The sequence below is a fragment of the Streptomyces sp. NPDC048106 genome (assembly GCF_040706415.1).
Classification (GTDB): Bacteria; Actinomycetota; Actinomycetes; order Streptomycetales; family Streptomycetaceae; genus Streptomyces.
This window is the reverse complement of record NZ_JBEZND010000025.1, coordinates 38,397-62,926: the sequence shown is the minus strand read 5'-3', so window position 1 is coordinate 62,926 and position 24,530 is coordinate 38,397. Positions and strand designations below refer to the sequence as shown.

The following is a 24,530-nucleotide window of genomic DNA, read 5'->3' as shown; positions in this document are numbered from 1 at the left end:
CGAGGCGGCCGACTGGTCACGGCTCAGCCGCGCGGCTGCGGCCACTCGAACGGCAGCGGCCGCACCATCGAGTCGCCGAGCAGGTCGACGGAGGCCGGATAGACCACCCGGCCATGAGGCCACTTCCTCGACGGCTGCCAGATCTGCCGTGCAGCGGTGATGGAGATGCCCGAAATTCCCCAGAATCTGCTCGACGGCTCAGGCCAGCGCGTCCATCAGGGAGGTGAGATAGGCATCCAGCCGCTCCTCCACGTCTCGTGTCGTCAGCTCGGTCCGTCCTGCCTCCCGCCACGGCTGCGCCACCGACTGCACTTCCTCCGAGAACGCCAGTGGCTCCCGCACCTGCCAGTACCGCCGCTCGTCGGCGGCCGCGGCCAGCCTCCCGCCGGCCTCCTGGTACGCCTCGGTGAAGCGCAGGCCCCACACCGGGCCGTGCAGCAGCGCGAGATTGGTGGAACAGTGCGCCACGTCGAGGTCCGCCGGGCCCCAGGAGGCCGCCGCCCAGTCGACGACGCCGGTGATCCGGGCACCGACGGCACCGGCCGGGTCCTCGGGCGGCAGGTCGAACAGCACGTTGCCCGGCTGGAAGTCCCGGTGCAGGAGCCGCCCTTCGTAGCGCGGCGCGGGCTTGCGGATCACGTCGATCGCGGCGGCCCAGACCGCGGCGTCGGCGCCCGCGGGGGTTACGACCGTGTCGGCGGTCGTCAGCGCCACGTACTCCCGGGGCCGGACGGCCGGCCGCACCGCGTGGACCGCCACGAGCTGACGGGCCAGCAGGGGCAGGCGCGTCTCCAGCCCCTCGTCGTCGAGGACCGTCCGGCCCGGCAGATGGGTCATGAGGAGCGAGGGGTACTCGCAGTGCGCCGCGGTCTGGTCGACGGCGACGAGTCCGGGAGCCGGCACGCCGGTGCCGGTCAGCGTGGTCAGGGCGTCGGCCTCCCGGTGCAGGAGGTCCTCGGCCGGCCCCTGCCGGGTCGGGCCGACGAAGGAGCGCAGCACCAGGTGCCGGGTGCCTCCGTCCCGCGTGCCAATCGTCAGCCTCCGCATGTCGGCGGTGGCGCCGCCGTGCAGCGCCTCGGCTCCGACGATCCGCTCGTCGGCCTCCAGATGCCGGCGCACCCAGGCCAGTGTCAACGGTCGGACATTCGCCGCCTCATCATGATGGGTCACCGTGCCACCTCATCATCCGGACGGCGGCACGCGCGAGCCCTTACGGGCCTGTCCGCAAGTCGGCGTGCAGGTGGTGGGTGGGGAAGTTGGGCGAGCAGGTCTGTCCGCACCCATAGCGAGGGGTGGGGAATTGCCTCATCATCGGCCTCTATCTGCGGCTCCAGTGCGACGAGGGGTACAAGCTGGGCATGTTCGTGGCCGACGCGCGTGTCAGGAAGGCGAAGCTGACCCCGGGACGAGCGGACGAGCTGACCGCGCTGCGGATGCGCTGGGCGTGGAGCGGGCGTCGTGACCTGATCCGAGCATTCTCCGCCGGAGGGCAGGGTTTACGCGGTGACCTGCGGTTACCGAACGATCTTCCACGTGGGCGCGGCCCTTGGTGATCAGCGGTGGCCGTCCGGTTTCCACCCCGGCCAGCGGCACCGCTCTTACTCGGGAGCCCTGCAGGGAACGCCGGGCCGCAGGGTGTGAGGGCCGGTCGGCCGGAAGCGTCCTGCGACAGTGCGAGGCCGCGTCGTATTGCCCGGCCGGGGAGGACAGGCAGAGGTTGTGTCCAGCGAGAAACCGTTCGGGGCTGTTCTTCGTGGTCTGCGGCAGCAGAGCCGTTGGACGATCGAGGAGCTGGCCGAGGCGTCGGGGGTGAGTGTCCGGGCGATCGGCGACATGGAGCAAGGGCGTAGCCGGGTTCCGCAGCGGCGCACGGTGGCGGCGCTCGCGGACGGGCTGGGGCTGGCGGGGGCGGAGCGGGAGGCGTTGCTGGCCGCGGCGCGGGCGGGGCGTCCGGCGCGTACGGCGGCGGTGACCGGGACGGCGGTGCCGCCGCGCTCGGTGGGCGACTTCACCGGACGCGCCCCGGAGCTGGCACGGTTGCGCGAGGCTGCCGAGCGGGTGTGCAGCGGCGTGGGTGGGAAGGTGGCGGTGGTCTCGGGTCCCCCGGGGTGCGGGAAGACCACGCTGGCGCTGAAGGCGGCGGCGGACCTGGCCGGGGAGTTTCCCGACGGATGCTTCACGGTGGACCTCCACGGGGTGGACGGCCCGGTGGACCCCGACGAGGCGCTCCTGCAGCTACTGAAAGCCCTGGGTGTCTCCGACCGCCGGCTGGCGGCGGAGGATACGGCAGGGCGTGCGGGACTGCTGCGGGCGCTGCTCGGTGAGCGCCGGTGCCTGGTGGTCCTGGACAACGCCCGTGACGAGGGCCAGGTCCGTGACCTGCTGCCCGGGGGCGGGGCCAGTTGGGTGCTGGTCACCAGCCGGCGCTCGCTGACCGAGGCATCCCGTGACTCCTGGCGAAGCGGCGGTGAAGAGGCGGCGATTGAGGCCGACGAGACGATCTATGCACAAGGACTTGTTCTTGCGCCGGTTGATGGCGGGACGCCGCTCACCGAGTTCCTCCTCCGCGTCAATGGTGACAAGGCTCGCTTCCGCCACTGCGGTCAAGTCATGCCCTCAGCGCCCTGGCTCGGCCGGAGGACGCCGCTGGCGGTGGCCTCCTGGTCTCGAATGCCATTGAGCAACCCCGTTCTCGGCCTCATCGGGGCACACTCGACCTGAACAGAAGAACTTGACAGGGAACCGCACCTGTGCGACGACTGCAAGCAGCGCGCCATCACCGCTGTACGCCAAACCGAGCAGGCCCGGCCCGAGCACCAGGAGCACGACCAGGCCGTACCCGAGGAGAAGACCGGCGGCACCTGACTCTCCCGCTTCCGCAGCTGACGCGACGCGCCCGGCCGTCACCATCCCTCCGCCGGGTGAACATCCCAGCCCCGGCCGCACCGGGCGCCACCCTTGGACGTCGACCAGAGCATGAAGCCGATCAGGGACGAACACATCCCGGCCAGGCCGAGGAACTTCTGCCGGTGGATTCGGGGATGCCATCGCTGGCGACCCACACGGGGAAGTCGGGTTCCGGGGTTGGAACTGCATCTGCGCACGCTCGACGAGGCGTCGGGGGAACTCTTCACGGCAACGCCGGGGGCCGATCGTGTCGCGCGCTGCTGCGGCAGCCCTGACGCGGGTGACGGGTGATGTGTCCGCGCGGATCGGCGTCTTCGCCAGGTCGGGCGACCCCTCGGTCTCGACCCCGGACGTCGATCTCGCCGTCATGGTGTCACTGAACGAGGTGCCCGGCACAGCCGTTGGCCAGTGTGGACGAGGTGTCGTTCCCCAACCCACCAGAGGTCTTGACGCTGTTGGCGAAGGCATGGGACTCCGTTCCCTGGGAGACCGTCTGACGGCGGCGGCCCGGACGCCCCGGCTCAGGGGCGCAGGATCAACCGGATCGGGTCGCCGGTCTTGTTCTCCAGTCGCTCCACCGCCTCGGCGGCCTTCGCCAGCGGGAGTTCACCGCTGATCGAGGCCGAGAAGTCCAGTCGGCCGCCCTGGATGAGGGACAGCAACTGCGGCAGCGCGACCGGCATGTCGGAGCCGTAGTGGCCGAGGATCTGCTGCTGGAGGTAGCTGAAGCGGGTGCCGTCGGCGACGGTCAGCGGCTTGTCGGTCAGGCCCACGAGAACCAGTCGGCCCTTGGGCGCGAGCACCGACAGCGCCTGCTCGCGGACGGCCGGCACGCCGGCGAAGTCGAAGGCGGCGGCGAGACCGGCCCCACCGGTCGCCTCGCGGATCCGCTCGCGCAGCGCCGGGTCGGCGGAGTCGAGCGCCAGGTCCGCGCCCCGGGCGAGGGCGCGCTCTCGGGCGGTGGGATTGGGGTCGACCGCGATGACGGGGCACGCGCCGACGGCCCGCAGCAACTGGACGGCGTGCACGCCGAGTCCGCCGACGCCCCAGACGCCGACGGCCTCGGCCGGCTTCACTGCACCCGTGACCGTGATGGCGCCCCACGGTGTGGAGACCGCGTCCGGGATGATCGCGCCCTGGTCGAAGGGGATGGTCGCGGGCAGCTCGATGAGGGCGCCCTCGGCGGAGAGCGCGTACTCGGCCCAGCCGCCGTCGTAGTCCACGCCACGGGTGTACGTGACGCCGTCGCGGATCTCGCCGGCGTACAGCACGACCCGCTGGCCCGGGGTCCAGCGGGTGACACCCGGCCCGGTCTCCGCGATGGTGCCGGACACCTCGTGGCCCAGGGTGACCGTGTCGCCGCGCAGCAGCAGCGGGGTGAGGGTGCCGTCGATCAGGTGAACGTCCGACAGGCAGACGCCCGCGGCCTCCACCTTGACCAGGACCTGGCCGGGACCGGGTACGGGCCTCGCGACCTCCTCGATCCGCAGAGTGCGGCTGGGGATGTGCAGCCGGGCGGCGAGCATCTGCTCCATGACATGGCCTCCTTGGACGGGGCGGCGATCCCAGGGCTCGCGAGCCCCCTTAACGCAAGTCGCCTTGCGATGAAACGTACGCCCGCCCCACAGGTAAAGCAAGTAGGCCTGCGTTAGAGTGGGTCATGGCTTCGTCCGACCAGAACGCACCGCCCCTGCGCCGCCGAGGGGCCCGCATGCGCTCCGCCGTCCTCGCCGCCACGGTGGACGTCCTGACGGAGCACGGGCTCGCCGGGACCACCGTGGGTGCCGTCGCCCGCGCCGCGGGTGTCCACGAGACCTCCGTCTACCGGCGGTGGGGAACCCGCGAGAACCTGATCCGGGAAGCGCTGACCGAACAACTCGACGCGGCGATGCCGGTGCCCGACACCGGGCACGTCCACGACGATCTCGCCGCCTACTTCGGCACGCTGGCCCGGCTGCTCGCGACGGCGCAGGGCGAGGCGCTGCTCCGGCTGAGCGCCGAACGCGACGACACCCTGCCGGACCGCCGTCTCCCCTACTGGACCGAGCGCCTCGAACGCGGCGCCGTCATGGTCCGCCGGGGCGTCGAGCGCGGCGAACTCGCACCGGACACCGACCCCGGCCTCGTCATCGAGGCCATCAGCGGTGCCCTGTTCACCCGCGCCCTCATCAGCGGCGCCCCGCTGGACGAGGACCTCGCCACGCGGCTCGTCACCCTCGCCCTCACCGGCGCGCGCCCGCGGCCGCCGGCCGGCCCCGGACCCGTCTGATCGCCGTCGCCACCGCCTTGCCGGTCTGCCGGACGGCCGTTCCGGCGACCAGCGCGGACAGGGAACGGACTGCTGCACACGGGACCGCGCAAAAGCCGTCGCACTCCGGCGGTCTGCCCGTGGGAAAACCCGTGGAGACGACGAGATACCCGCCTCTACGATGGGCGGATGGCGTCGATCAAGCAGGTCCAGGTCACCTTCGACTGCGCACAGCCCGAGCGCGTCGCTCGTTTCTGGTGCGAGGTGTTGGGGTATGTCGTACCGCCGCCGCCCGAGGGATATGACAGCTGGGCCGATTTCGATCGCACCCTGCCGCCCGAGCGTCAGGGCGCGGCGTTCGCATGCGGTGACCCTTCAGGCGTCGGCCCGCGGCTGTTCTTCCAGCGCGTGCCCGAAGGCAAGGTCGTCAAGAACCGGGTGCACCTCGATGTGCGGGTCGGCACCGGACTCGTGGGGGAAGAGCGCGTGGCCGCGCTGGAGGCCGAATGCGCGCGGCTGGTCGCGCTCGGCGCCGTACGCGTGCGGCTGCTGCGCGCCGACGGCTACAACGAGTCGTGCCTCCTGATGCAGGACGTCGAGGGCAACGAGTTCTGTCTCGACTGAGTGGCCGCGCCCGTGGCGCCTTCGCGAGCGGGGGTCAGGCGCGCAGGTAGGTGAGGACGGCCAGGACCCTGCGGTGGGTCTTGTCCGTGGGCGGCAGGTCCAGCTTGGTGAGGATGCTGCCGATGTGTTTGCCAACTGCGGCCTCGGAAACCACCAGTTCCTCGGCGATCGCGCCGTTGGACCTGCCCTCGGCGATCAGTGCCAGCACCTCGCGTTCGCGCGGGGTGAGCCGCTCCAGCGGATCGCGGCGGCGGCGCAGCAACTGGCGCACCACCTCGGGGTCGACCACCGTGCCGCCGTCCGCCACCTCGTGCAGCGCTTCGACGAACTCCTCGACCTGGCCGACCCGGTCCTTGAGCAGATAGCCGACGCCCGATCCGTCGCCGGAGTCCAGGAGTTCGGCGGCGTACGCCCGTTGTACGTACTGACTGAGGACCAGGACCGGGAGAGCGGGGTGCCGCTCGCGCAGCCGTACCGCCGCGTGCAGGCCCTCGTCCTGGAAACCGGGGGGCATGCGTACGTCGGTCACCACGATGTCGGGGGTCTGCTCCTCGACGGCGGCGATCAGCGCGTGCGCGTCCCCGACGGCCGACACCACCTCGTGGCCGCAGCGGCTGAGCAGGCCGATGAGTCCCTCCCGCAGCAGCACGCTGTCTTCGGCGAGCACTACGCGAAGCGGTCGGCGGCCTTGGTCAACTCGCAAGGAAACTCCACACGCAACAGAGTCGGTCCACCCGGCGGACTGGTCAGGGCAAGTCTGCCATCCAGGACCGACACCCGGTCCGCGAGACCGATGAGGCCGCTGCCCGCCGAGGGGTCCGCGCCGCCGCGGCCGTCGTCGCGCACCTCCAGGAACAGGCGTCCGTCGCGGTGGCCGCCGCTGACCCGCGCGCGGTCGGCCCCGCTGTGCCGGGCGACGTTGGCGAGCGCCTCGCAGACCACGAAGTACGCCGCGGACTCGACCGCCTGGGCCGGCCGGCCCGGCAGCCGGAGATCGACGTCGACGGGTACCGCGCTGCGGTCGGCGGCGTCGGCGACCGCGGCTTGCAGGCCGTAGTCCGTGAGGACCTTGGGGTGGATGCCCTGGATGAGCTCGCGCAGTTCCGCGAGCACCCGGCCCGCCTCCTCGTGGGCCTTGGTGAGCTGGTCGGCGAGCACGCCGGGCGGGGCGTCGAGCCGGGCCAGTCCGAGGGTCATCGTCAGGGCCACCAGGCGCTGTTGGGCACCGTCGTGCAGATCGCGCTCGATACGGCGCCGTTCGGCCTCGAAGGCATCGACCAACCGGGCGCGGGAGCGGGCCAGTTCGACCACCTTGGCATCCAACTCGCCCTCACGGGAAGCGATCAGCAGCCGGGCCAGCTCGGCGCGGGCGCCCGCCGTGGCGCCGAGCGCGTAAGCGCCGAGGCCCGTCAGGAGCAGGCCCAGTACGGCGGCGCCGAAGGCGGTCGGCCAGGTGGTGACCGTCCACTGCTTGAGCACCTTCGCCTCGTGGCCCCCGCCGACCGTGGCCATCAGCACCGGGGTGGCGACCATGGACAGCGGGAAGAGCAGGGCGACCGTGACCGCCAGGGCGTCCACCGGCCACAGCAGTCCGGCGAACAGCAGGGTGTACCCGAGTTCGCGCCAGGTCGCCCGTTCGCGCAGCCGGGTGGTCAGCCAGGCCCGCAGTCCCGGCGCGGTCGGCATCCGGTGCCGGCCGGACACCGGGTCGCGGTCGATCAGGCGCAGCCTGTGCCGCTCCAGCCAGGCCACCGGGATCCCGCCGAGGGCGAGCAGGACGAGCAGCGGCAGCCCCACCAGGACGAGGGTGAGCGCACCGCAGACCGCTGCCACGGTCACGATCCCCACCAGGGCGACGGCGCCGGTCACCGCGCCGGTGAGCAGGTATCCGGCGGAGCGCCAGGGCCAGGCCGACAGCAGGAAACCGGGCCGGGACATGGCCTGCCACACATTCCGAGGGTGCATGTGCATGACCGTAGGCGGACCGCGCCGGTGGGTGCCATCGGTCCGGTGCCCCTATCGGAGGTATGGCTGGCCCTACCTCAAGTCTCGCCCTGGCCGTACTGCGTTGCGAGGGGCTTTCGCTGTTTCGTGGAGGCACGACGAGAAGGAGCGGGTGCTGGTGAGGGGACACATGAGCGACGACGCGATCCGATTGCGGTCCGTAACCCGGCGGTACGGCTCGGGCGGCACGTCCGTCACCGCCCTCGACCGGGTCTCGCTCGCCTTCCCGAGGGGGACGTTCACCGCCGTGATGGGCCCGTCCGGGTCCGGGAAGTCGACCTTGTTGCAGTGCACCGCGGGCCTGGACCGGCCCACGTCGGGCTCGGTCACCGTGGGCGACACGGAGCTGACGACGCTGAGCGAGACCAAGCTGACCCTGCTGCGCCGCGAGCGCGTCGGCTTCGTGTTCCAGGCGTTCAACCTGCTGCCCTCGCTGACCGCCGAGCAGAACGTGGCCCTGCCGCTGCGGCTGGCCGGCCGCCGTCCGAAGAAGGCACAGGTGCGCGAGGTGCTCCGGCGGGTCGGGCTCGGCGACCGGGCGCGGCACCGGCCGGCGGAGCTGTCCGGTGGCCAGCAGCAGCGGGTCGCCCTGGCCCGCGCCCTGGTCACCCGCCCTGACGTGCTGTTCGGCGACGAGCCGACCGGCGCGCTCGACTCGCGGACCGGCCGCGAGGTGCTGGCCCTGCTGCGTGGCATGGTCGACAGGGACGGTCAGACGATCGTCATGGTCACCCACGACCCCGTCGCCGCCTCCTGCGCGGATCGCGTCGTCTTCCTCGTCGACGGGCGGGTCGACGGCGAGCTGCCCGGTGCCTCCGCCGAGGACATCGCGGCGCGCATGACCAGGTTCGAGGCGGCGCCGTGCTGAGCATCGCGCTGTGTACCCTGCGCCTCCGCCGGGCCGCTTTCGCCGGCAGTTTCGTCGCGCTGTGCCTGGGCGTGGCGCTGATCGCCGTCATGGGGCTGGCCCTGGCGTCCTCGCGGGACGCGCCCGAGCGGGGGCCGGAGCGGTTCGCCGCCGCGCCGGTCGTCGTCAAGGGTCAGGACACTCTTGAGGTGTCCACCTCGATCGGCGACCGCGTCCAGAAGCTCGCGCAGCCGCGTGCCGTGCCCGGCGCCGTGGTCGCGAGGCTGCGGGACCTCGGGACCGTCGTCGAGGACCGGTCGTTCCCGGTGCGGGCCGAGGGCGGGCCCGCCGGTCTCGTGGGCCACCCGTGGTCCACCGCGGCGTTCGCGCCGTACGAACTCGCCGCCGGGCGCGCGCCCGAGGCCGCGGACGAGGTCGTGGTCAGCGGTGACTGGGCCCGTCCGGGCACCCGGGTGCGGACCGACGGCGGCATGCTGCGCGTGGTGGGCACCGTGGCCGGACTCGGCTTCGAGGACGCCGTGTTCTACACCGACGCCCGCGCCGCCGGACTGTCGCCGCGCAGCCTCCAGCTCGTGGTCGACGCCGACGCGGCGGCCGTGCGCGAGGCGGTGCGCGGCAGTGCGGGCGTCCGGGTCCTCACCGGTGACGCGCGCCGGTACGCCGACGCCGACCCCGACCGGGGCAGCGAGGCCCTGACCGCGATGAACGCCATGTTCGGCACGGCCGACGGCGTCACCGGGTTCGTGTCGGTGTTCGTGGTGGCCTCGACCTTCGCGTTCACGGTGGCCCAGCGGCGCCGGGAGTTCGGGCTGCTGCGCACCGCCGGGGCGACGCCGGGGCAGATCCGCCGCATGGTCGTCTGCGAGGCGCTGGTGGTCGGTGTGCTCGCCTCGGCCGCCGGCTGTGTGCTCGGTTCCCACGGGGCTCCGGTGCTCGCCCGGTGGGCGGTCGACGAGGGCCTCGCGCCCCGCTGGTTCGTCATCGGAGACTACATCTGGCCCTACCATCTGGCGTTCTGGACGGGTCTGTTCGTGGCCCTGTGCGGTGTGCTGGCCGCGTCCTGGCGGGCGGGGCGCACCGGTCCGGCCGAGGCGTTGCGCGAGGCGTCGGCGGACACCCGGGCGCTGACCCCGGGCCGCCTGCTGTTCGGCGCGGTCCTGCTGCTCGCCGCCGTGATGACGCTGGTCCTGGCCCTCGTGGCGAACCCGTTGGACCTGCTGCATCGCAAGAACTATGTGAGCCGGCCGATGCTGCTCATCAGCGCGGTCGCGCTGCTCACCCCGGTGCTGGTGCGGCCGCCGGTCCGGCTGATCGCCTGGCTGCCGGCCCGACTGCCGGGCGCGGGCGGGATGCTGGTGCGGGAGAACGCGGCGGCCGGGGTGCGCCGTACCGCCGCCGTCGCGGCGCCCGTGCTGGTCACGGTCGCGCTGGCGGGCTCGCTGCTGGGCGCCACCGCCACCCTCGGCGGGGCCGAGGCCACCGAGGTGCGCGCGCGGACGGCCGCCGACTTCGTGGTCACCGCCGCGGGCGACGCCGGCTTCGACACGGCGACGCTGAAGCGTCTTCGGGCCGTGTCCGGCGCCGAGGTCTCCGCGAGCGCGTCGAGCGCCGTGTACGTCCTTGAGGACGGCGTGGCGCTCGTCAGGTCCGACGCCAGGGCCGCCGAGCCGGGGCCGCTCGCGGCCACGGCGCGTCTCCCGCTCGCCGCGGGGAAGGTGAGCGACCTCGACGACGACTCTGTCATCGTCAACGAGGAGTGGGAGAAGCACACCGTGGGCGAGCGGGTCGACGTGTGGCTCGGCGACGGCACGAGGAAGTCCCTGAAGATCGCCGCGGTCATGCCCATCGGCACCGGTGACAACGGCGTCTATGTCACCCCGCGCAACGCCCCCGCGGCGCCCGTCGACCGGGTCGACGTACGCCTGACGGACGGGGCCGACGCGGCCACCGTGGCCGCCGGTCTGCGCCGGGCGGTGGGGGTGTCGGGCGGGGAGGTCCTCACCAGGGACGCCTGGGTGCGGGCGGCGTATCCCGAGACCGGGCGGACGACCCGGACGGGCTTCTTCCTCGTCCTCGGGATCGCACTTCTCTACACCGGCATCTCACTGGTCAACACGATGGTCATGGCCACCTCCGGCCGCGTCCGCGAGCTGGCCGTGCTGCGGCTGGTCGGCGCCACGAGGTGGCAGGTGCTGCGGCTGGTGGGCGCCGAGGCGCTGGTGGTGGTCATGGTCGGCGGACTGCTGGGCACGCTGGTCGCCGGGTTCAATCTGCTCGGCATGTGGGGCGCGCTGGGTCTGCTCTCGGTGCGCACGTCCGTCGAGATGCCGTGGGCGGCGCTCGCGGCGGCCCTGGGCGCCTGCGCGGTGCTGGCCGTGGTCTCGGCGGTCGCTCCGGCCGCCCTCTCCCTGCGCCGCGGGGCGGTGGAGCCGGCGGGCATACGTGAGTGACGCACATGGACGGGGATGGCGGCGCCCTGCTGCCGGGGCGGGCCGTCGCCCCGGCAGCACAACCCGCCGCGTCAGTCCTCGTCTCGCAGCCGGGCCGCCAGGGAGGTCAGCGGCTTGGTCTCCTCGGTGTGGCCCAGGGCGGTGAGACGGGAGACCGCCCCGCCGAGACGGGTGAGTGCGGGGGCGGGGCGTTTCAGGTAGATGCCCTCCACGGCGGCGGCGAGACGGACGCACTCGGCCCACTCGCCGGCCTGGTCCTCGTCGGGGCCCGGTTCGCCGAGCAGGGTGAGGGCCCTGTCCAGAGCCGCCAGGGAGGTCTCGTACTCACCGGCGTAGGCGTTGACCCGTCCGTGTTCGTAGGCGAGGGCGCTGTCCAGGGCACGGCCGCGGGCCTTGTACTCCGCCGCGCGGGCTTCGTCGGCGATCCTGCCCGCGTCGGCGAGGAAGGCGAGGGCGTCGGCCAGACCCTCGGAACCCTGCTGCTCGGCCTGGAGGCGGGCGAGTTCGCGCAGGCAGTTGCTGAGCTGCTCGTAGCGCGGGGCGCGGGCGTGAGCGGCGAGGGCCTGGTTCGCGGCCTCGCGCGCCCGGCCGAACTCGCCGGTCTCGGCGAGGAGTACGGCGGTCTCGGCGGCGATCATCGCGTGGCTCCCGGGGTCGTCGTCCCAGCCGGCCGACTCGGCCGCGAGCGCGGCGAACTCCGCCGTGGCGACCTTGAGATCCTCCCCGGCGTGCAGTGCGCGGGCGCGGGTCAGGCGCAGTTGGGCGACGAGCCGGTCGTCCAGGGCACCGGCGGTGACGTCCGGTTCGGCCAGGAGGGAGTCGAGCAGGGCGATGCAGTCCTCGACGCGGCCCAGGTCGAGGCTGAGCCGGGCCGCGTTGCCATAGGCGCAGAACGCGTCCGTGCGGCTGCCGTGGCGCAGTTCCAGCTCCGCGGAGCGCGTCAGGTGCCGCAGTGCCTCGTCGGGGCTGCCCAGGCGCATGCAGACCTCGGCCAGCTCACCGTGGAGGCGGGCGGTGTCGATGGTGTCGGCCGGCCAGTCGGCGGCCAGTCGCAGGCTCTCGGTCAGGTCCGCGTGCGCGGCCCGCGCGTCCTTGAGGCCGAGCTGTACGCGGCCGCGCAGGCCGAGCGTGCGGGGCAGGTGCCAGGCGGGGCCGTGTGCCTTCAGCCGGTCAAGGAGGGCGTCGAGTTCCGCGACCGCGGCGGGCAGATCGCCGGAGAGGGCGTACGTGCTGGCCCGCAGCATGAGGGCGCCGGAGACCTGTCCGGCGATGTCGTGCCGGGTGGCGAAGGCGAGCAGCAGGTCCACCTCGGCGAAGACCGGCGCGATGTGCTCCTCGCGCCGCGACGTCTGGAGCCGCAGGCCGAGCGCGGTCGCCCGCAGCCGTAGGATGCGGGCCTCCTGGTACGGGGCGAGGCCGGGCGCCTCCTCGTGCAGCCGGACGAGCGCGGCGTGGGCGGCGGTCAGCGCGGCGGCCCTCGCCTCTGCTCCGTCGGCTCGCTCCGTGGGGATCTGGCCCGCGGGAAGCAGCGCGCAGGCGCGTGCGAGCCCCGCGTGACCCGGCGCTCCGGCCTCGTCGTACAGGCTCGCGGCCGCCTCGTACAGGGCGACGGCCGCGTCGAACTCGTCCTTCTCGCCCGCCTGGCCCGCCTCGTCGGCCAGCAGGTCCGCGCGCAGCTGTGCGAGCGGTCCCACGGCCGGGTCGTCGGGGTGGGAGTAGTCGGGGGCGGCGGCGAGCGTGCGCAGCCGCGCCCAGCAGGCCACCGCGTCCGGATGACCCTGCTCGTCCGACTCCCTTGCCCGGACGATGAGTTCGGGCAGCGTCTCGGGGACGGCGGCGGTCGCGCGGGCGGCGGGCGCGGCGGCCGGGGCCGGGGCCACGTCGTCGAGGCCGCGGGTGCGCAGGGTCAGTTCCAGTGCGTCCAGGAGGGGCGCGCGGTCGAGTCGGGCCCTGCGCCGGTCGGTGTGGGCCGTCGTCCCGTTGCGGGCATCGAAGCGGGCGGCGAGATCGTCGGCGCGGCCGGCCACCTCGGCGCGCAGGCCGGCCACCGTCCAGGTGCGGCCCGCGTATCCGGCGGCGGGCAGTTCGCCGTGGCCGAGGAGTTCGACGCGCTGGAGGAGGACCTCCACTCCGGTGAGGAAGCCGAGCAGGTCCAGCGGCGAGTCGACGTCGTCGAACAGGTTCCGGTTCTCGGCGAGCAGTTCCAGGCCGCGTGCCTCGTTGCCGGTCAGCGCGCAGAACTCCAGGTGCCCGCCGACCTCCGCGGACATCGAGGGGTTGCGGCGGCAGGCGCGGTAGCCGGTGAGGTGCAGCTCGCGGGCCCGGTCGGCGCGGTCGGTGCGCAGCAGCGGTAGCAGCGCGTGGGAGATGGAGCGGGCGGGCTCCTCCTGGCAGGACTCCTTCCCGGTGAGGACGGGCTCCCAGATGCTCAGCGCCCGCTCGTCGTCGCCCGCCGCGAGGTGGTACAGGGCGCGCCCGCAGATCTCGCACGCCTCGCAGTCGCTGAACTCGGTACGGGCGCGGCCGGCCCACAGCTCATAGGCGAGGTCGGTGTCCTCGCCTGTGTGGGCGGCGAGTTGGTACGCCTGTCCGTAGTAGGGCTGGAGGCCGAGGCCGGCCTTCTCGTACCGGTCGCGCATCTCCGTCAGCCACTGGCGAAGGCCGGCCAGTGGCATCTCGGGCAGCGCGAGCAGGGCGTGGGCCGCCCACTTGAACCGCCAGAACAGCGTGTGGCGCAGGCGCTCGTCGAAGAGGTCGGGCTGCTCGTCGAAGAGGGTCAGCAGGCGGGCGAAGACGACGGGCGACTTCCGGGGTTCGGAGCCGTAGTTGTACGCCTCCTGGAGTTCGAGGAGCGCGTGGATGAGCGGGACGGGCTCGGCGAACTGCTCAGCGGCCTCGACCAGTTCCTCGGCGGTGACGGTGCGGGTCCGGCCGTAGGGGCGCCGGTCGTTCTCCTGGAGCGCCCGGTACAGCTCGTCGGTGGTCTGGGGTGCGGTCGGCATCGTCAGCTGTCCTTGCGGAGGGCGTGGGCGAGGAGGTCGAGGAAGGAGCGGTTGATGAGGCTCGATTCGGCGGGCCTCAGCGGGCGCCGGGACAGCATCGCGGCCTGCCCGTAGAGGGCCTCGGCGCTGGTGCGGGCGAGTTCGGGTTCGTCGATGGCGACGGCCGTACGGACCAGCGGGTTGAGCTGGTTGAGGATCAGCTGGGCCCGCGGCGCCTCCTGCCGCAGATGGCCCAGGATGTCGCCCCACACGCCGCCCTGCTGCTCGCGGGCGAGCTGGGAGCGGGTGCGCTCGTGCCGGGCCTCGCGGCTGTCCAGGAGGAGGGCGGGGGCGGACGCGGGCTGGAAGGTGCGCAGCGCGACGTCGCAGTCGAAGACGGCGAGGGCGTGGCGGGCCAGGGCCAGGTAGGCCGCGGCAGCCAGTTCCGTCTCCCGGTCCACGGGGTCGAGATGCGCGGTGAGCGTTGCCGGGTCGAGGTCGGCGACGCTCACCTCCGGCCTGATCTCCGGCAGCCGGTGGACCAGTTCACGGTCGTAGGTGTAGCCGCCGTTGACGACGCCGAGCCCGGCCGCCGAGGCGATCGCCGCGACCTGCCGGAACTCCTCCACGCTCGATGTCACGAGCACCGTGCGGTGGGTACGCGCGAACTCGTCCAGGGTGGCGTGTCCGTCGGTGGTCTCGAACGGCAGCCACGGCAGCAGCATCCGCAGGATCTCGTCGTCGTGCACCGCCAGCGACTTCACGGCCAGGTGGTGCGCCTGGAGGAAGCGGCCCAGGAGTTCCGGGTCGCTGGCGGCGGTCCGGGCGATCCACGCGCGCAGCCGTTCGGCAAGGGCGTCACGGACCGCGGCGAGGGTGTCGTCCTCGTACAGGGACTCGCGGGACGCCGTCGGACGCAGGCTCTCGGCGTCGACGACGCAGCGGACGAAGAACGCCCAGTCGGGCAGGATCTCCTCGGCCTGCTCGGACAGCAGCATGCCCTTGACGTGCACGCGGTGGCCGTGGCGGCGCCCGGCCGGCACCGCCTCGGGGAGCACGCACGCGATGCCCTTCAGACCCACGGCCGGCAGATCCAGCTCGATGGTGTCCAGCGGCGTGAACCCGAAGACGTCCTCGCCGTACGCGGCCAGCGCGCGGGAGCGGGCTCCCGGTGTGGGGTACGTACGTGCCCAGGGCGCGGGCTCGGGGTTGACGGCAGCGCGCGGGCCGCCCGTGCCGTCGTCGAAGGTCACGGGGTGGCGCAGCAGGGATCCGAAGTGCCGTGCCAGCGCGTTTACTTGAGCGGGCCGGGTCCACTCGCCCGCGTCGGCGCGGGGTGTCAGGGTGACGGTGGTGCCGGGCCGGGGGCGGGCGGAGGCGGGCAGGGTGCGGACGGAGTAGCTGCCGTCGCCGCGCCCCCGCCACTCCACGGCGGGGGCGTCGGGAGTGCGGGCGGAACGGCTCAGGACGTGGATCTCGTCCGCGACCAGGAAGCAGGAGAGCAGGCCGATGCCGAACTGGCCGATGAAGTCGGCACGTTGCTCGGCCACCGCCTCGGCGCGCTTGCTGCTGCGGCCGATCGTGGCGAGGAAGGTGTGCACGTCGGCCTCCGAGAGACCGACTCCGTCGTCCTCCACCCGCACCACGGAGCCGTCGGCGTACACGCGGATGCCGAACGCGTCCGCCGCGGCGGCCGGTTCGAGGCTGTGCCGCGCGGTCAGCGCGTCCACCGCGTTCTGCAGGAGTTCGCGCAGGTAGACGCGGGGGCTGGAGTAGAGGTGGTGGGAGAGGAGGTCGACGAGGCCGCGCAGATCCACCTGGAAGGTGCGGTCGGCGTCGGCCGGGCTCGAAGGGGTGTGGGACAGAGTCATCGGGCAGTCCGGGGTGAGGTGAGCGACGAGCGGCGGACGGGGGCGTTCAGGCGTTGCGCCGAGCGCGGGCGTACTTCTTTTCCGGCTGGTCCATGTAGCTCCAGGGCCACGTGGTGTAGGCACCTTTCAGCTCGCGGAAGACCTGCGGCAACGCGATCCTCTCGGAGGCCAGGGACAAGGCCATGGCGAACACGTTGAAGTCGTACTGCCAGCCGGGGCGCCGCACATAGGCGGGGTGGAGGATGCTGCGCTCGGCCGTTTCCAGCAACTCGTCCTGGATCGCGGGGGTGATGAGGGAGTTCATACGGTTGGACTCGACCCAGTCCTCGATGTGAGCGATGGCGATCAGACAGCCGAGGCGATGGCCGTCGGGCGCGTCGGCGAACGCCTCACGGGCGAACGCCAGGGCCTCGCCGGGCTCGCCGCCCCAACGGGGCTGCAACTGCGACACCCACTCGACGTGGGCCTCCAGGTGCAGCGGATCGCGGCGCAGGGCGGCGTCGAGCCGGGTCTCGTTGACGGCGGGGCCCAGCGACATGCCCCGGCCGGAGGTGAGGAGGCGGCGCCACGGCGTGACCCATTCCGGCCGCGACTCGGCGGCTTCCAGGAGCTGTTCCTCGGCGATGTGGAGCCGCTCGTGGAAAACCTGCCACTGCTCCCGTGTGACGTCGGCGGCACGCGCACTGGTGCGCGCCTCCCAGCCCCATCTGACGTGGCGCGCTCCGGAGATCAGCAGGGCCGTCGCCCGGTGCTCCTTGTCCTCCTCGACGGCCCGGCCGATCCAGTCCTGCACCCCGGCCAGGTCGGCCAGCTCACTGAGGACCCGATCGTCACGGCCGAGGTCGAAGGGGGCCAGGGCCGCCTTGACGCCCGCCCAGTCGCCCGCGGTCGCCGCCTCCACCAGCGTGAGCACCCGCGCGTCGCCGAGCGCGCGCAGGGTGTACATCCCGTTCTTCTGCCAGCGTGGGGCGGGCAGGGCGTGCGGATCCGCCGCCGGTCTCCCCCCATCCCTACCGAACAGCTTGTCGAACATGCCGCGCCCTCCCCAGGTTCCGCGTGATCGTCTGGTGCAGCATAAGTGGCCCCGCCGACACCGCTTCCACAGGGCTTCCACCACTGCTTCACGAGTTCCGTACCGCGCGGCCCGGGTACTCCGGGAGGGCCGGGACCGCACAGTCCAGCCGCCGCACGACCACAGACGGGGCCCTCCCGTCGGGCAAGGACCACCATGGCTGACTTCGACGACTCCGCCGTCGACCTGCACTTCATCGGCAACGCGACCGTCCTGCTGCGGTACGGCGACCTCACCCTGCTGACCGATCCCAACTTCCTGCACCGTGGCGAGCGCGCGCACCTCGGGTACGGGCTGACGAGCCGCCGTCTCACCGAACCGGCCCTGGCGCCGCAGGAGCTACCGCGCCTGGACGCCGTGGTCCTCTCCCACCTGCACGGCGACCACTGGGACCGCAGGGCCCGGCAGTGCCTGGACCGGTCGGTGCCGATCGCCACCACACCGCACGCGGCCCGCCGGCTGCGCTCCTGGCAGGGATTCCGGCAGGCCGGGGGCCTGCGCACCTGGGAAAGCTGCACCTTCAGGCAGGGCGACGCGCAGGTCCGGGTGACGTCACTGCCCGGCCGGCACTCCCTGCGGCCCGTGCTGCGGAACCTGCTGCCGCCGGTGATGGGCAGCATGCTGGAGTTCGGCCCCCGCAACGGCACGGTACGGCTGCGCCTGTACGTCTCGGGCGACACGCTCCTCTTCGACGGCCTGGCGGAGATCGCCCGGCGCTTCCCCGACGCGGACCTCGCTGTGCTGCACCTGGGCGGCACCACCCTGCCGGGCGGCTTCGTGGTCACCATGGACGGCGCCCAAGGCGCCGAGCTGGTCCGCCGCCTCGGCTACCAGCGCGTCCTGCCCGTGCACTACGACGACTACACCGTCTTCCACTCCCCGCTCGATGACTTCCTGACCGAGGCTCGCGCACTCGGCCTGTGGGAACGGCTGGTCCACTGCCCGCGCGGCCGGCACACACGGGTGGCGGCCCACGAAGCCCGGCCCACGGTGCGCTGACCTCCGGACCTGCGATGCCGCGGCCGAGCCGCGCGGCGACGGCCGCGACAGCGCGCTACCGGCCCCAGCGTCCGTCAGGCGATCCCTGTGTCGCGGGGGGCGCGGGTGAGTTGCCCGGGGTCGCGGAGGTCCTCGGCGGCGTTCACCACCCGGTGCACCAGATCCAGGAAGACGATCTGCTCCTGCGCCGAGAGCGGAGCGAGGAAGACGTGGTTCATCCGGGCCGCCCTGGTGGTCAGCCTGCGGTGCAGCCGTATGCCTTCCTCGGTCAGCTTCAGCACGTTGCGCCGCCCGTCCAGCGGGTCGCGCACCCGCTCCATGAGCCCGCGCCGGGCCAACCGGGTCACCAGTTCGGTGATGGTGGAGCGGTCGAGACACACCTGCTCACCGAGCGTGCGCTGGTCGATGCCGGGCTTCTCCACCAGGGCGTTCAGCACGGCGTACTGCGGCGACGTGGTCTCCTCGGAGACCATCGCGTTCCACAGCAGGGTGTGGGCCTGCTGAAGCCGCCGGGCCAGATGCCCGGGGTGGGTGCCCAGATCGACGGCGTCCATGCCCTCTTCCTCACGTGCCTGTCCTGCGCCGACCGGAGACCCCGGGCCGCGTCTCCTGGACCGCGAAAGCCCGCGCGCTTTCCCTCACTGCACGGAACGATACTCGCCGGCCTCCACGGCATCTGCCGAGTCGTCCCTTGATCCGCCCAGGATCTTGACGCCGACGGCGCCGAATGGCAAGTTGACCGGCGCATTCAAATTGCTCAGTGCACTGAGCAGTTTGCCCCTGACGTGATAACTGAGCCCGTGGCCGAGCACCCCTCAGGTGCTCGCAGGGGAAACGGACGGACGGATGGGCAACAAGGTCGTCGCCTCGGCGGCGGACGCGGTGGCGGACGTCGGTGACGGTGCGACGCTCGCGGTGGGTGGATTCGGACTCAGCGGCGTCCCGGACACTCTGATCCAGGCCGTGTACGAGGCCGGGGCCGGACGGCTGGGGGTGGTGTCCAACAACTGCGGGGCGCTGGAGTCCGGACTGGCGGTGCTGCTGTCGGCGGGCCGCATCGCCCGGGTGACGGGGTCGTACGTCGGGGAGAACAAGGAGTTCGCCCGGCAGTACCTGGCCGGCGAACTGGAGGTGGAGCTGATTCCGCAGGGCACGCTGGCGGAGCGGCTGCGCGCCGGCGGCTGCGGCATTCCGGCGTTCTACACCCCGGCGGGAGTGGGCACGCAGGTGGCCGAGGGCGGGCTGCCCTGGCGGTACGACGGGACCGGCGCGGTGGCACTGGCCTCACCGCCGAAGGAGGTCCGGGCCTTCGACGGGCGCGAGTACGTGCTGGAGCGGGCCATCACCACCGACTTCGCCCTCGTCCGGGCGGCCAGGGGAGACCGCGAGGGCAACCTCGTCTTCGCCAAGTCCGCGCGGAACTTCAATCCGCTGGCCGCGATGGCGGGGCGCATCACGATCGCCGAGGTGGAGGAGCTGGTGGAGCCGGGAGAGATCGATCCGGACGCCGTGCACCTGCCGGGGATCTTCGTCCAGCGGGTCGTCCCGCTGACCCCGCGGCAGGCGGCACGGAAGCGGATCGAGAAGAGGACGGTGCGCGCGTAATGGCCTGGAGCCGGGACGAGATGGCCGCCCGCGCCGCGCGGGAGCTGACGGACGGCAGTTACGTCAACCTCGGCATCGGACTGCCGACGCTGATCCCCAACCACCTGCCCGCCGGGGTGGAGGTGGTGCTGGAGTCGGAGAACGGGATCCTGGGCGTCGGCCCGTATCCGGCCGAGGACGAGGTGGACCCGGATCTGATCAACGCCGGGAAGGAGACCGTCACGGTGGTGCCCGGTGCGTCGTTCTTCGACTCGGCGCTGTCGTTCGGGATGATCCGCGGCGGGCACATTGACGCGGCCGTGCTGGGGGCCATGCAGGTCTCCGCCCGGGGCGACCTGGCCAACTGGGCGATCCCGGGCAAGATGATCAAGGGCATCGGCGGGGCGATGGACCTGGTGCACGGGGCACGCCGGGTGATCGTGCTGATGACGCACACCGCCAAGGACGGCAGCCCCAAGATCATGCGGGAGTGTTCGCTGCCGCTGACCGGCAAGCGGTGCGTGCACCGGATCATCACCGACCTCGGGGTCCTCGATGTCACCGACGACGGCCTCGTGCTGGTGGAGACCGCCCCCGGTGTCACGGCGGAGGAAATCCGGGAGAAGACGGCGGCGCCGATCCGTACGGCGGACGGCGCCGCCGACCCCCGCGGCGGTAGCTCATCCCCGAGCGCTGTCACCAGCGCTCCCGAGCCCAGGAACATCGATGAGTGAGATATCCCAGAACGCCATCGACAAGGAAACCGCGGAAAAACGCGACGCGTACCTCTCCCGCCGGGCCGACGGCGCCCCCGTCGAGCACCACCCGCGGCGCGACTACGCCCCCTACCGCAGCAGCGCCCTGCGCCATCCGTGGCGGCGGCCGGTGCCGGTGAACGGCGGCGACCCGGAGACCGTCGAGCTGCACACCCCAGTCTTCGGCGTCAACGACGTCACGGAGACCGACAACGACCTCACGCGGCAGCACACCGGCGAGCCGCTCGGCGAGCGGATCACCGTCAGCGGCCGGCTGCTGGACCGCACCGGCCGGCCGGTCCGGGGCCAGCTGATCGAGATCTGGCAGGCCAACACCTCCGGCCGCTACGCACACCGGCGCGACCAGCACCCGGCGCCGCTCGACCCCCATTTCACCGGCGTCGGCCGCACCCTCACCGACGACGAGGGCCGGTACACCTTCACCACCATCAAACCCGGCGCCTACCCGTGGCGGAACCACACCAACGCCTGGCGCCCGGCCCACATCCACTTCTCGCTGTTCGGCACGGCGTTCGCCCAGCGTCTGGTCACCCAGATGTACTTCCCGAACGATCCGCTGTTCGCGTACGACCCCATTCTCCAGTCCGTCACCGACGACGACGCCCGGTCACGGCTCGTCGCCGCCTACGACCACGGCCTGTCCGTGCCCGAGTTCTCCCTCGGCTACCGGTGGGACATCGTGCTCGACGGCCCGTCCGCCACCTGGATCGAGGGAGGCCGCCGATGACCGCCACCAGCCCAAGGACCCCGCTCGCCCCCACCCCGTCCCACACCGTGGGACCGTTCTACGGCTACGCCCTGCCCTTCCCCGGCGGCCCCGAGCCGGCCCCGGCCGGGCACCCGGACACCGTCAGCGTCCACGGCCACGTCTACGACGGTGCGGGCGACCCCGTCCCGGACGCGCTGATCGAGCTGTGGCAGGCCGGCCCGGACGGCGCGCTGGACGGTGCCACCGGGTCGATGCGGCGCGACCCCGTCACCGGCGGCTTCCTCGGCCGCAACGGCGTGGACTTCACCGGCTTCGGCCGGATCCCCACCGACAGGGAGGGCCGCTGGGCCGCCCGCACCCTGCGGCCCGGCGCCCGGCCCGGCCACGCGCCGTACATCAGCGTCTGCGTCTTCGCCCGCGGGCTGCTGCACCACCTGTTCACCCGGCTGTACTTCCCTGACCAGGCCGAGGCCAACGCCGCCGACCCGCTGCTCGCCTCGCTGGACGAGGAGCGCCGGGCGACCATGGTGGCGACGGCCGAGCCGCACGGCACGTACCGCTTCGACATCCGCCTGCAGGGCGAGAGGGAGACGGTCTTCCTTGACTTCGTCTGACGCTGCCGGAGACCCCGGGGACGCCGGCCTGCTGTCGCCCGTGCGGGTGGGCACCGCGGTGGAGGCCGCGACGGGCGACCACGCGGTGCTCCAGGCGCTGCTGGACGCCGAGGCGGCGCTCGCCCGGGCCCAGGCGGACCTGGGCCTGGCGCCGCGCTCGGCGGCCGAGGCGATTGAACGGGCGGCGCGCGCCGAGGAGTTCGAGGTGCGCGAGCTGGCGCTGCGGGCCCGCGCGGGCGGCAACCCGGTCATCCCGCTGGTCGGCGACCTGACCGCGGCCGTGGCCCGTGCGGACCCGGAGGCCGCGGTCTACGTCCACCGCGGCGCGACCAGCCAGGACATCCTGGACACGGCGCTGATGCTGGTCGCCGCGCGCGGTCTGCGGCCGGTCCTGGCCGACCTCGAACGGACGGCCGCGGCCCTGGCCCGGCTCGCGGCGGAGCACCGCGGCACCCCGATGCCCGGACGCACGCTCACCCAGCACGCCGTGCCCACCGTGTTCGGGCTGAAGGCGGCCGGCTGGCGCTCGCTGGTGCTCGACGCCCACGACCGCCTGACGGCTCTCGCGCACGGCGGCCTGCCCGCCCAACTGGGCGGCGCGGCGGGCACCTTGGCCGCTTTCGCCGAGTACGCGGCGAACGGCGCGGACCCGGAGCCCGCGGCCGGCCGGGCCGGAACCGAAGCGGCGTCGCGCGACGAGGCCGGTCCGCCGCCGGTCGGGCCCGCCGGCACGGAGGCGGGCCGGGATGACGCAAGTCCGGGGGACGCGGGCCTGGACGATACGGGTCCGGACGACGCCGGTCCGGACGACGCAGGCCCGGCGGCCGGTGGCCGTTCGCGAGGCGACATCGGGCTGCGGCTGTCGGCCGCGTACGCGCGGGAGGTCGGGCTGGCCGAGCCCGGACTGCCGTGGCACACGCTGCGTACCCCGGTCGCCGACCTCGGCGCCGCGCTCGCCTTCGCCGCCGGCGCGCTCGGGAAGGTCGCCGCCGATGTGCTGGTGCTCTCCCGTACCGAGATCGGCGAGGTCGCCGAGGGCAGCGGCGGCGGCTCGTCCGCCATGCCGCACAAGAGCAATCCCGTGCGGGCCACGCTCATCGCCTCCGCCGCCCGTCAGGTGCCCGCGCTCGCGGCCGTACTGCTGGGGTCCCTGACAGCGGAGGACGAGCGGCCGGCCGGTGCCTGGCACGCGGAGTGGCAGCCGCTGCGTGCGGCGCTGCGGCTCGTCGGCGGCGCCGCCGAGGCCGCCGCCGAACTCGCCGAAGGGCTGCGCGTCTTCCCGTACCGCATGCGCGAACACCTTGATCTCACCGACGGGTTGATCGTCAGCGAGCGGTTCGCCGCCGCACTCGGCCCGGTCGTCGGGCGCGACCGGGCCAAGCGTCTGCTCACCGCGGCCTCCCGCCGTGCCGTGGACGAGGGCATCGCGCTGTACGTGGCCCTGGAGGAGACCGCACAGGAGCAGGGCCTGCCGGCCGGGCTGCTCGCCAAGGAGCGGCTGCGGGAACTCGCCGACCCCGCACGGTACGTCGGCTCCGCTGCCGCACTCGTCGATCGCGCCCTGCGCCGCACCCCTCGTACGACCCCGAAGGGCTTTTCATGACGCTCCATCACACCCTCACCGGTCCGGCCGGTGCCCCGCCGCTCGTCCTCGGTCCTTCCCTCGGCACCTCGCTCGCGGTCTGGGATCCCCAGCTCGCCGCGCTCGCGCGCGGCCATCGGGTGCTGCGCTGGGATCTGCCCGGACACGGCGCCTCCGGCACCGGCATGCTGCCCACGGACGGATCGGCCACCGTGGCGGACCTCGCCGCGCTCGTGCTGCGGCTCGCCGACGACCAGGGCTGGGAGCGGTTCGGCTACGCCGGCATCTCGCTCGGCGGCGCGGTGGGCCTGTACCTGGGCGCGCACCACCCGGAGCGGCTCACCTCCCTCGCGGTCGTCTGTTCCTCGGCCCGCTTCGGGGAGAGCTCCGTCTGGCACGAGCGGGCCGCGCTGGTGCGGGCCGAGGGCACGGGCCCGGTCGCCGCCACGGCCACCGACCGCTGGTTCACGCGCGGCCTCGCCGGCCACCCGAGCGCCCTGGCGCTGCTGGACGATCTGCGGGCCGCCGACCCCGCCGGCTACGCGGCCTGCTGCGACGCGCTCGCCTCCTACGACCTGCGGGCCGAGCTGCCGAAAATCACCGTGCCGACTCTGGTCGTCGCAGGCCGGGACGACCCCGCGACCCCGCCCGCGCACGCCCGTGAGATCGCCGACGGGGTGCCCGGCGCGAGCCTGCTCGAAGTCGCCGACGCGGCCCATCTCGCCGGCGTCGAGCGCCCCGGGCCGGTCACCTCCGCCTTGCTGGCCCACCTCGCGGCGACGTCTCCCGAGGCGCGGCCTGCCGACGACGCGGCCCGCCGCTCCGCCGGGACCGCCGTCCGCCGGGCGGTCCTCGGCGACGCCCACGTGGACCGCGCGGACGCCCGCACGACCCCGTTCACGGCCCGGTTCCAGGACTTCATCACCCGCTACGCGTGGGGCGAGATCTGGACGGACGACTGCCTGGACCGGCGCACCCGGAGCTGTATCACCCTCACCGCGCTGGTGGCGCGCGGCCACCACGACGAACTCGCCCTGCACGTGCGCGCGGCGCTCACCAACGGGCTGAGCCAGGAGGAGATCGGCGCGGTGCTGCTGCAGAGCGCCGTCTACTGCGGCGTCCCGGCCGCCAACTCGGCCTTCGCCGTCGCTCAGCGGGTCTTCGACACACTGGACCCACGCCCGTCCGGCGCCTGACCGCCCGCCGCCGGCGGGGCGAACTCCGAGGGAGCGCAAGAGGCG

The 24,530-nt window shown here is 73.3% G+C and carries 20 protein-coding genes; 12 read left to right on the top strand and 8 right to left on the bottom strand.

Features of this window, described 5'->3' with window-relative positions:
• Window positions 1-198: 198 nt before the first annotated feature.
• Window positions 199-1,170 carry an aminoglycoside phosphotransferase family protein gene (locus tag AB0927_RS24395; protein WP_366669827.1) on the bottom strand — a complete coding sequence of 324 codons (972 nt, stop codon included), beginning with the start codon at window positions 1,168-1,170 and terminating at the stop codon, window positions 199-201.
• A gap of 549 nt (window positions 1,171-1,719) precedes the next feature.
• Between AB0927_RS24395 and AB0927_RS24390 the strand changes: the two genes are divergently transcribed.
• Window positions 1,720-2,721: a helix-turn-helix domain-containing protein gene (locus tag AB0927_RS24390; RefSeq protein WP_366669826.1), complete on the top strand. Its 1,002-nt coding sequence runs from the start codon at window positions 1,720-1,722 to the stop codon at window positions 2,719-2,721.
• A gap of 707 nt (window positions 2,722-3,428) precedes the next feature.
• Here AB0927_RS24390 and AB0927_RS24385 read toward each other — a convergent pair.
• Window positions 3,429-4,442, bottom strand: coding sequence for a zinc-binding dehydrogenase (locus AB0927_RS24385; protein ID WP_366669825.1), 1,014 nt, complete (start codon window positions 4,440-4,442; stop codon window positions 3,429-3,431).
• A gap of 176 nt (window positions 4,443-4,618) precedes the next feature.
• On the opposite strand from AB0927_RS24385, the gene AB0927_RS24380 reads away from it, so the two are divergent.
• Window positions 4,619-5,176 carry a TetR/AcrR family transcriptional regulator gene (locus AB0927_RS24380; RefSeq protein WP_366669824.1) on the top strand — a complete coding sequence of 186 codons (558 nt, stop codon included), beginning with the start codon at window positions 4,619-4,621 and terminating at the stop codon, window positions 5,174-5,176.
• 168 nt (window positions 5,177-5,344) lie between these two features.
• Window positions 5,345-5,779 (top strand): VOC family protein, encoded by a 435-nt coding sequence (locus tag AB0927_RS24375; RefSeq protein WP_366669823.1) that lies wholly within the window; start codon window positions 5,345-5,347, stop codon window positions 5,777-5,779.
• Window positions 5,780-5,813: 34 nt separating this feature from the next.
• On the opposite strand, the gene AB0927_RS24370 is transcribed toward AB0927_RS24375, so the two are convergent.
• On the bottom strand, window positions 5,814-6,446 hold the full coding sequence (locus AB0927_RS24370) for a response regulator transcription factor (RefSeq protein WP_366669822.1): 633 nt from the start codon (window positions 6,444-6,446) through the stop codon (window positions 5,814-5,816).
• Window positions 6,446-7,717 carry a sensor domain-containing protein gene (locus AB0927_RS24365; protein WP_366669883.1) on the bottom strand — a complete coding sequence of 424 codons (1,272 nt, stop codon included), beginning with the start codon at window positions 7,715-7,717 and terminating at the stop codon, window positions 6,446-6,448. Before AB0927_RS24365 ends, AB0927_RS24370 begins: the two co-directional genes overlap by 1 nt.
• Before the next feature lie 196 nt (window positions 7,718-7,913).
• Between AB0927_RS24365 and AB0927_RS24360 the strand changes: the two genes are divergently transcribed.
• Window positions 7,914-8,651, top strand: a complete 738-nt coding sequence (locus tag AB0927_RS24360; protein ID WP_366669821.1) for an ABC transporter ATP-binding protein — start codon at window positions 7,914-7,916, stop codon at window positions 8,649-8,651.
• On the top strand, window positions 8,645-11,101 hold the full coding sequence (locus tag AB0927_RS24355; protein WP_366669820.1) for an FtsX-like permease family protein: 2,457 nt from the start codon (window positions 8,645-8,647) through the stop codon (window positions 11,099-11,101). The genes AB0927_RS24360 and AB0927_RS24355 overlap by 7 nt, the downstream gene beginning before the upstream one ends.
• A gap of 71 nt (window positions 11,102-11,172) precedes the next feature.
• On the opposite strand, the gene AB0927_RS24350 is transcribed toward AB0927_RS24355, so the two are convergent.
• Genes AB0927_RS24350 through AB0927_RS24340 form a run of 3 tightly spaced genes read right to left on the bottom strand, consistent with a single transcriptional unit; the run spans window position 11,173 to window position 16,986 of the window.
• A complete protein-coding gene (locus tag AB0927_RS24350; RefSeq protein ID WP_366669819.1) occupies window positions 11,173-14,103 on the bottom strand; it encodes a hypothetical protein in 2,931 nt (976 codons plus the stop codon).
• Between the two features lie 2 nt (window positions 14,104-14,105).
• A complete protein-coding gene (locus AB0927_RS24345) occupies window positions 14,106-15,953 on the bottom strand; it encodes an HSP90 family protein (protein WP_366669818.1) in 1,848 nt (615 codons plus the stop codon).
• A 46-nt stretch (window positions 15,954-15,999) separates the two neighbouring features.
• Window positions 16,000-16,986: a hypothetical protein gene (locus tag AB0927_RS24340; protein ID WP_366669817.1), complete on the bottom strand. Its 987-nt coding sequence runs from the start codon at window positions 16,984-16,986 to the stop codon at window positions 16,000-16,002.
• Between the two features lie 195 nt (window positions 16,987-17,181).
• Here AB0927_RS24340 and AB0927_RS24335 point away from each other — a divergent pair, with 195 nt between their 5' ends.
• Window positions 17,182-18,024 (top strand): MBL fold metallo-hydrolase, encoded by an 843-nt coding sequence (locus tag AB0927_RS24335; protein WP_366669816.1) that lies wholly within the window; start codon window positions 17,182-17,184, stop codon window positions 18,022-18,024.
• 74 nt (window positions 18,025-18,098) lie between these two features.
• Here AB0927_RS24335 and AB0927_RS24330 read toward each other — a convergent pair whose 3' ends face one another.
• Window positions 18,099-18,578 carry a MarR family transcriptional regulator gene (locus AB0927_RS24330; protein ID WP_366669815.1) on the bottom strand — a complete coding sequence of 160 codons (480 nt, stop codon included), beginning with the start codon at window positions 18,576-18,578 and terminating at the stop codon, window positions 18,099-18,101.
• 292 nt (window positions 18,579-18,870) lie between these two features.
• Between AB0927_RS24330 and AB0927_RS24325 the strand changes: the two genes are divergently transcribed.
• The 6 genes from AB0927_RS24325 to pcaD are packed head-to-tail and all read left to right on the top strand — an operon-like array spanning window position 18,871 to window position 24,485.
• The gene (locus AB0927_RS24325; protein ID WP_366669814.1) at window positions 18,871-19,629 is read left to right on the top strand and encodes a CoA transferase subunit A; all 759 of its coding nucleotides are present in this window, start codon (window positions 18,871-18,873) and stop codon (window positions 19,627-19,629) included.
• The gene (locus AB0927_RS24320) at window positions 19,629-20,342 is read left to right on the top strand and encodes a CoA transferase subunit B (RefSeq protein WP_366669813.1); all 714 of its coding nucleotides are present in this window, start codon (window positions 19,629-19,631) and stop codon (window positions 20,340-20,342) included. The genes AB0927_RS24325 and AB0927_RS24320 overlap by 1 nt, the downstream gene beginning before the upstream one ends.
• On the top strand, window positions 20,335-21,111 hold the full coding sequence (gene pcaH, locus AB0927_RS24315; protein ID WP_366669812.1) for a protocatechuate 3,4-dioxygenase subunit beta: 777 nt from the start codon (window positions 20,335-20,337) through the stop codon (window positions 21,109-21,111). The genes AB0927_RS24320 and pcaH overlap by 8 nt, the downstream gene beginning before the upstream one ends.
• On the top strand, window positions 21,108-21,707 hold the full coding sequence (gene pcaG, locus AB0927_RS24310) for a protocatechuate 3,4-dioxygenase subunit alpha (protein ID WP_366669811.1): 600 nt from the start codon (window positions 21,108-21,110) through the stop codon (window positions 21,705-21,707). Before pcaH ends, pcaG begins: the two co-directional genes overlap by 4 nt.
• A complete protein-coding gene (locus tag AB0927_RS24305) occupies window positions 21,694-23,310 on the top strand; it encodes a lyase family protein (RefSeq protein ID WP_366669810.1) in 1,617 nt (538 codons plus the stop codon). Before pcaG ends, AB0927_RS24305 begins: the two co-directional genes overlap by 14 nt.
• Window positions 23,307-24,485 (top strand): 3-oxoadipate enol-lactonase, encoded by a 1,179-nt coding sequence (gene pcaD / locus AB0927_RS24300; RefSeq protein ID WP_366669809.1) that lies wholly within the window; start codon window positions 23,307-23,309, stop codon window positions 24,483-24,485. The genes AB0927_RS24305 and pcaD overlap by 4 nt, the downstream gene beginning before the upstream one ends.
• Window positions 24,486-24,530 lie beyond the last annotated feature (45 nt).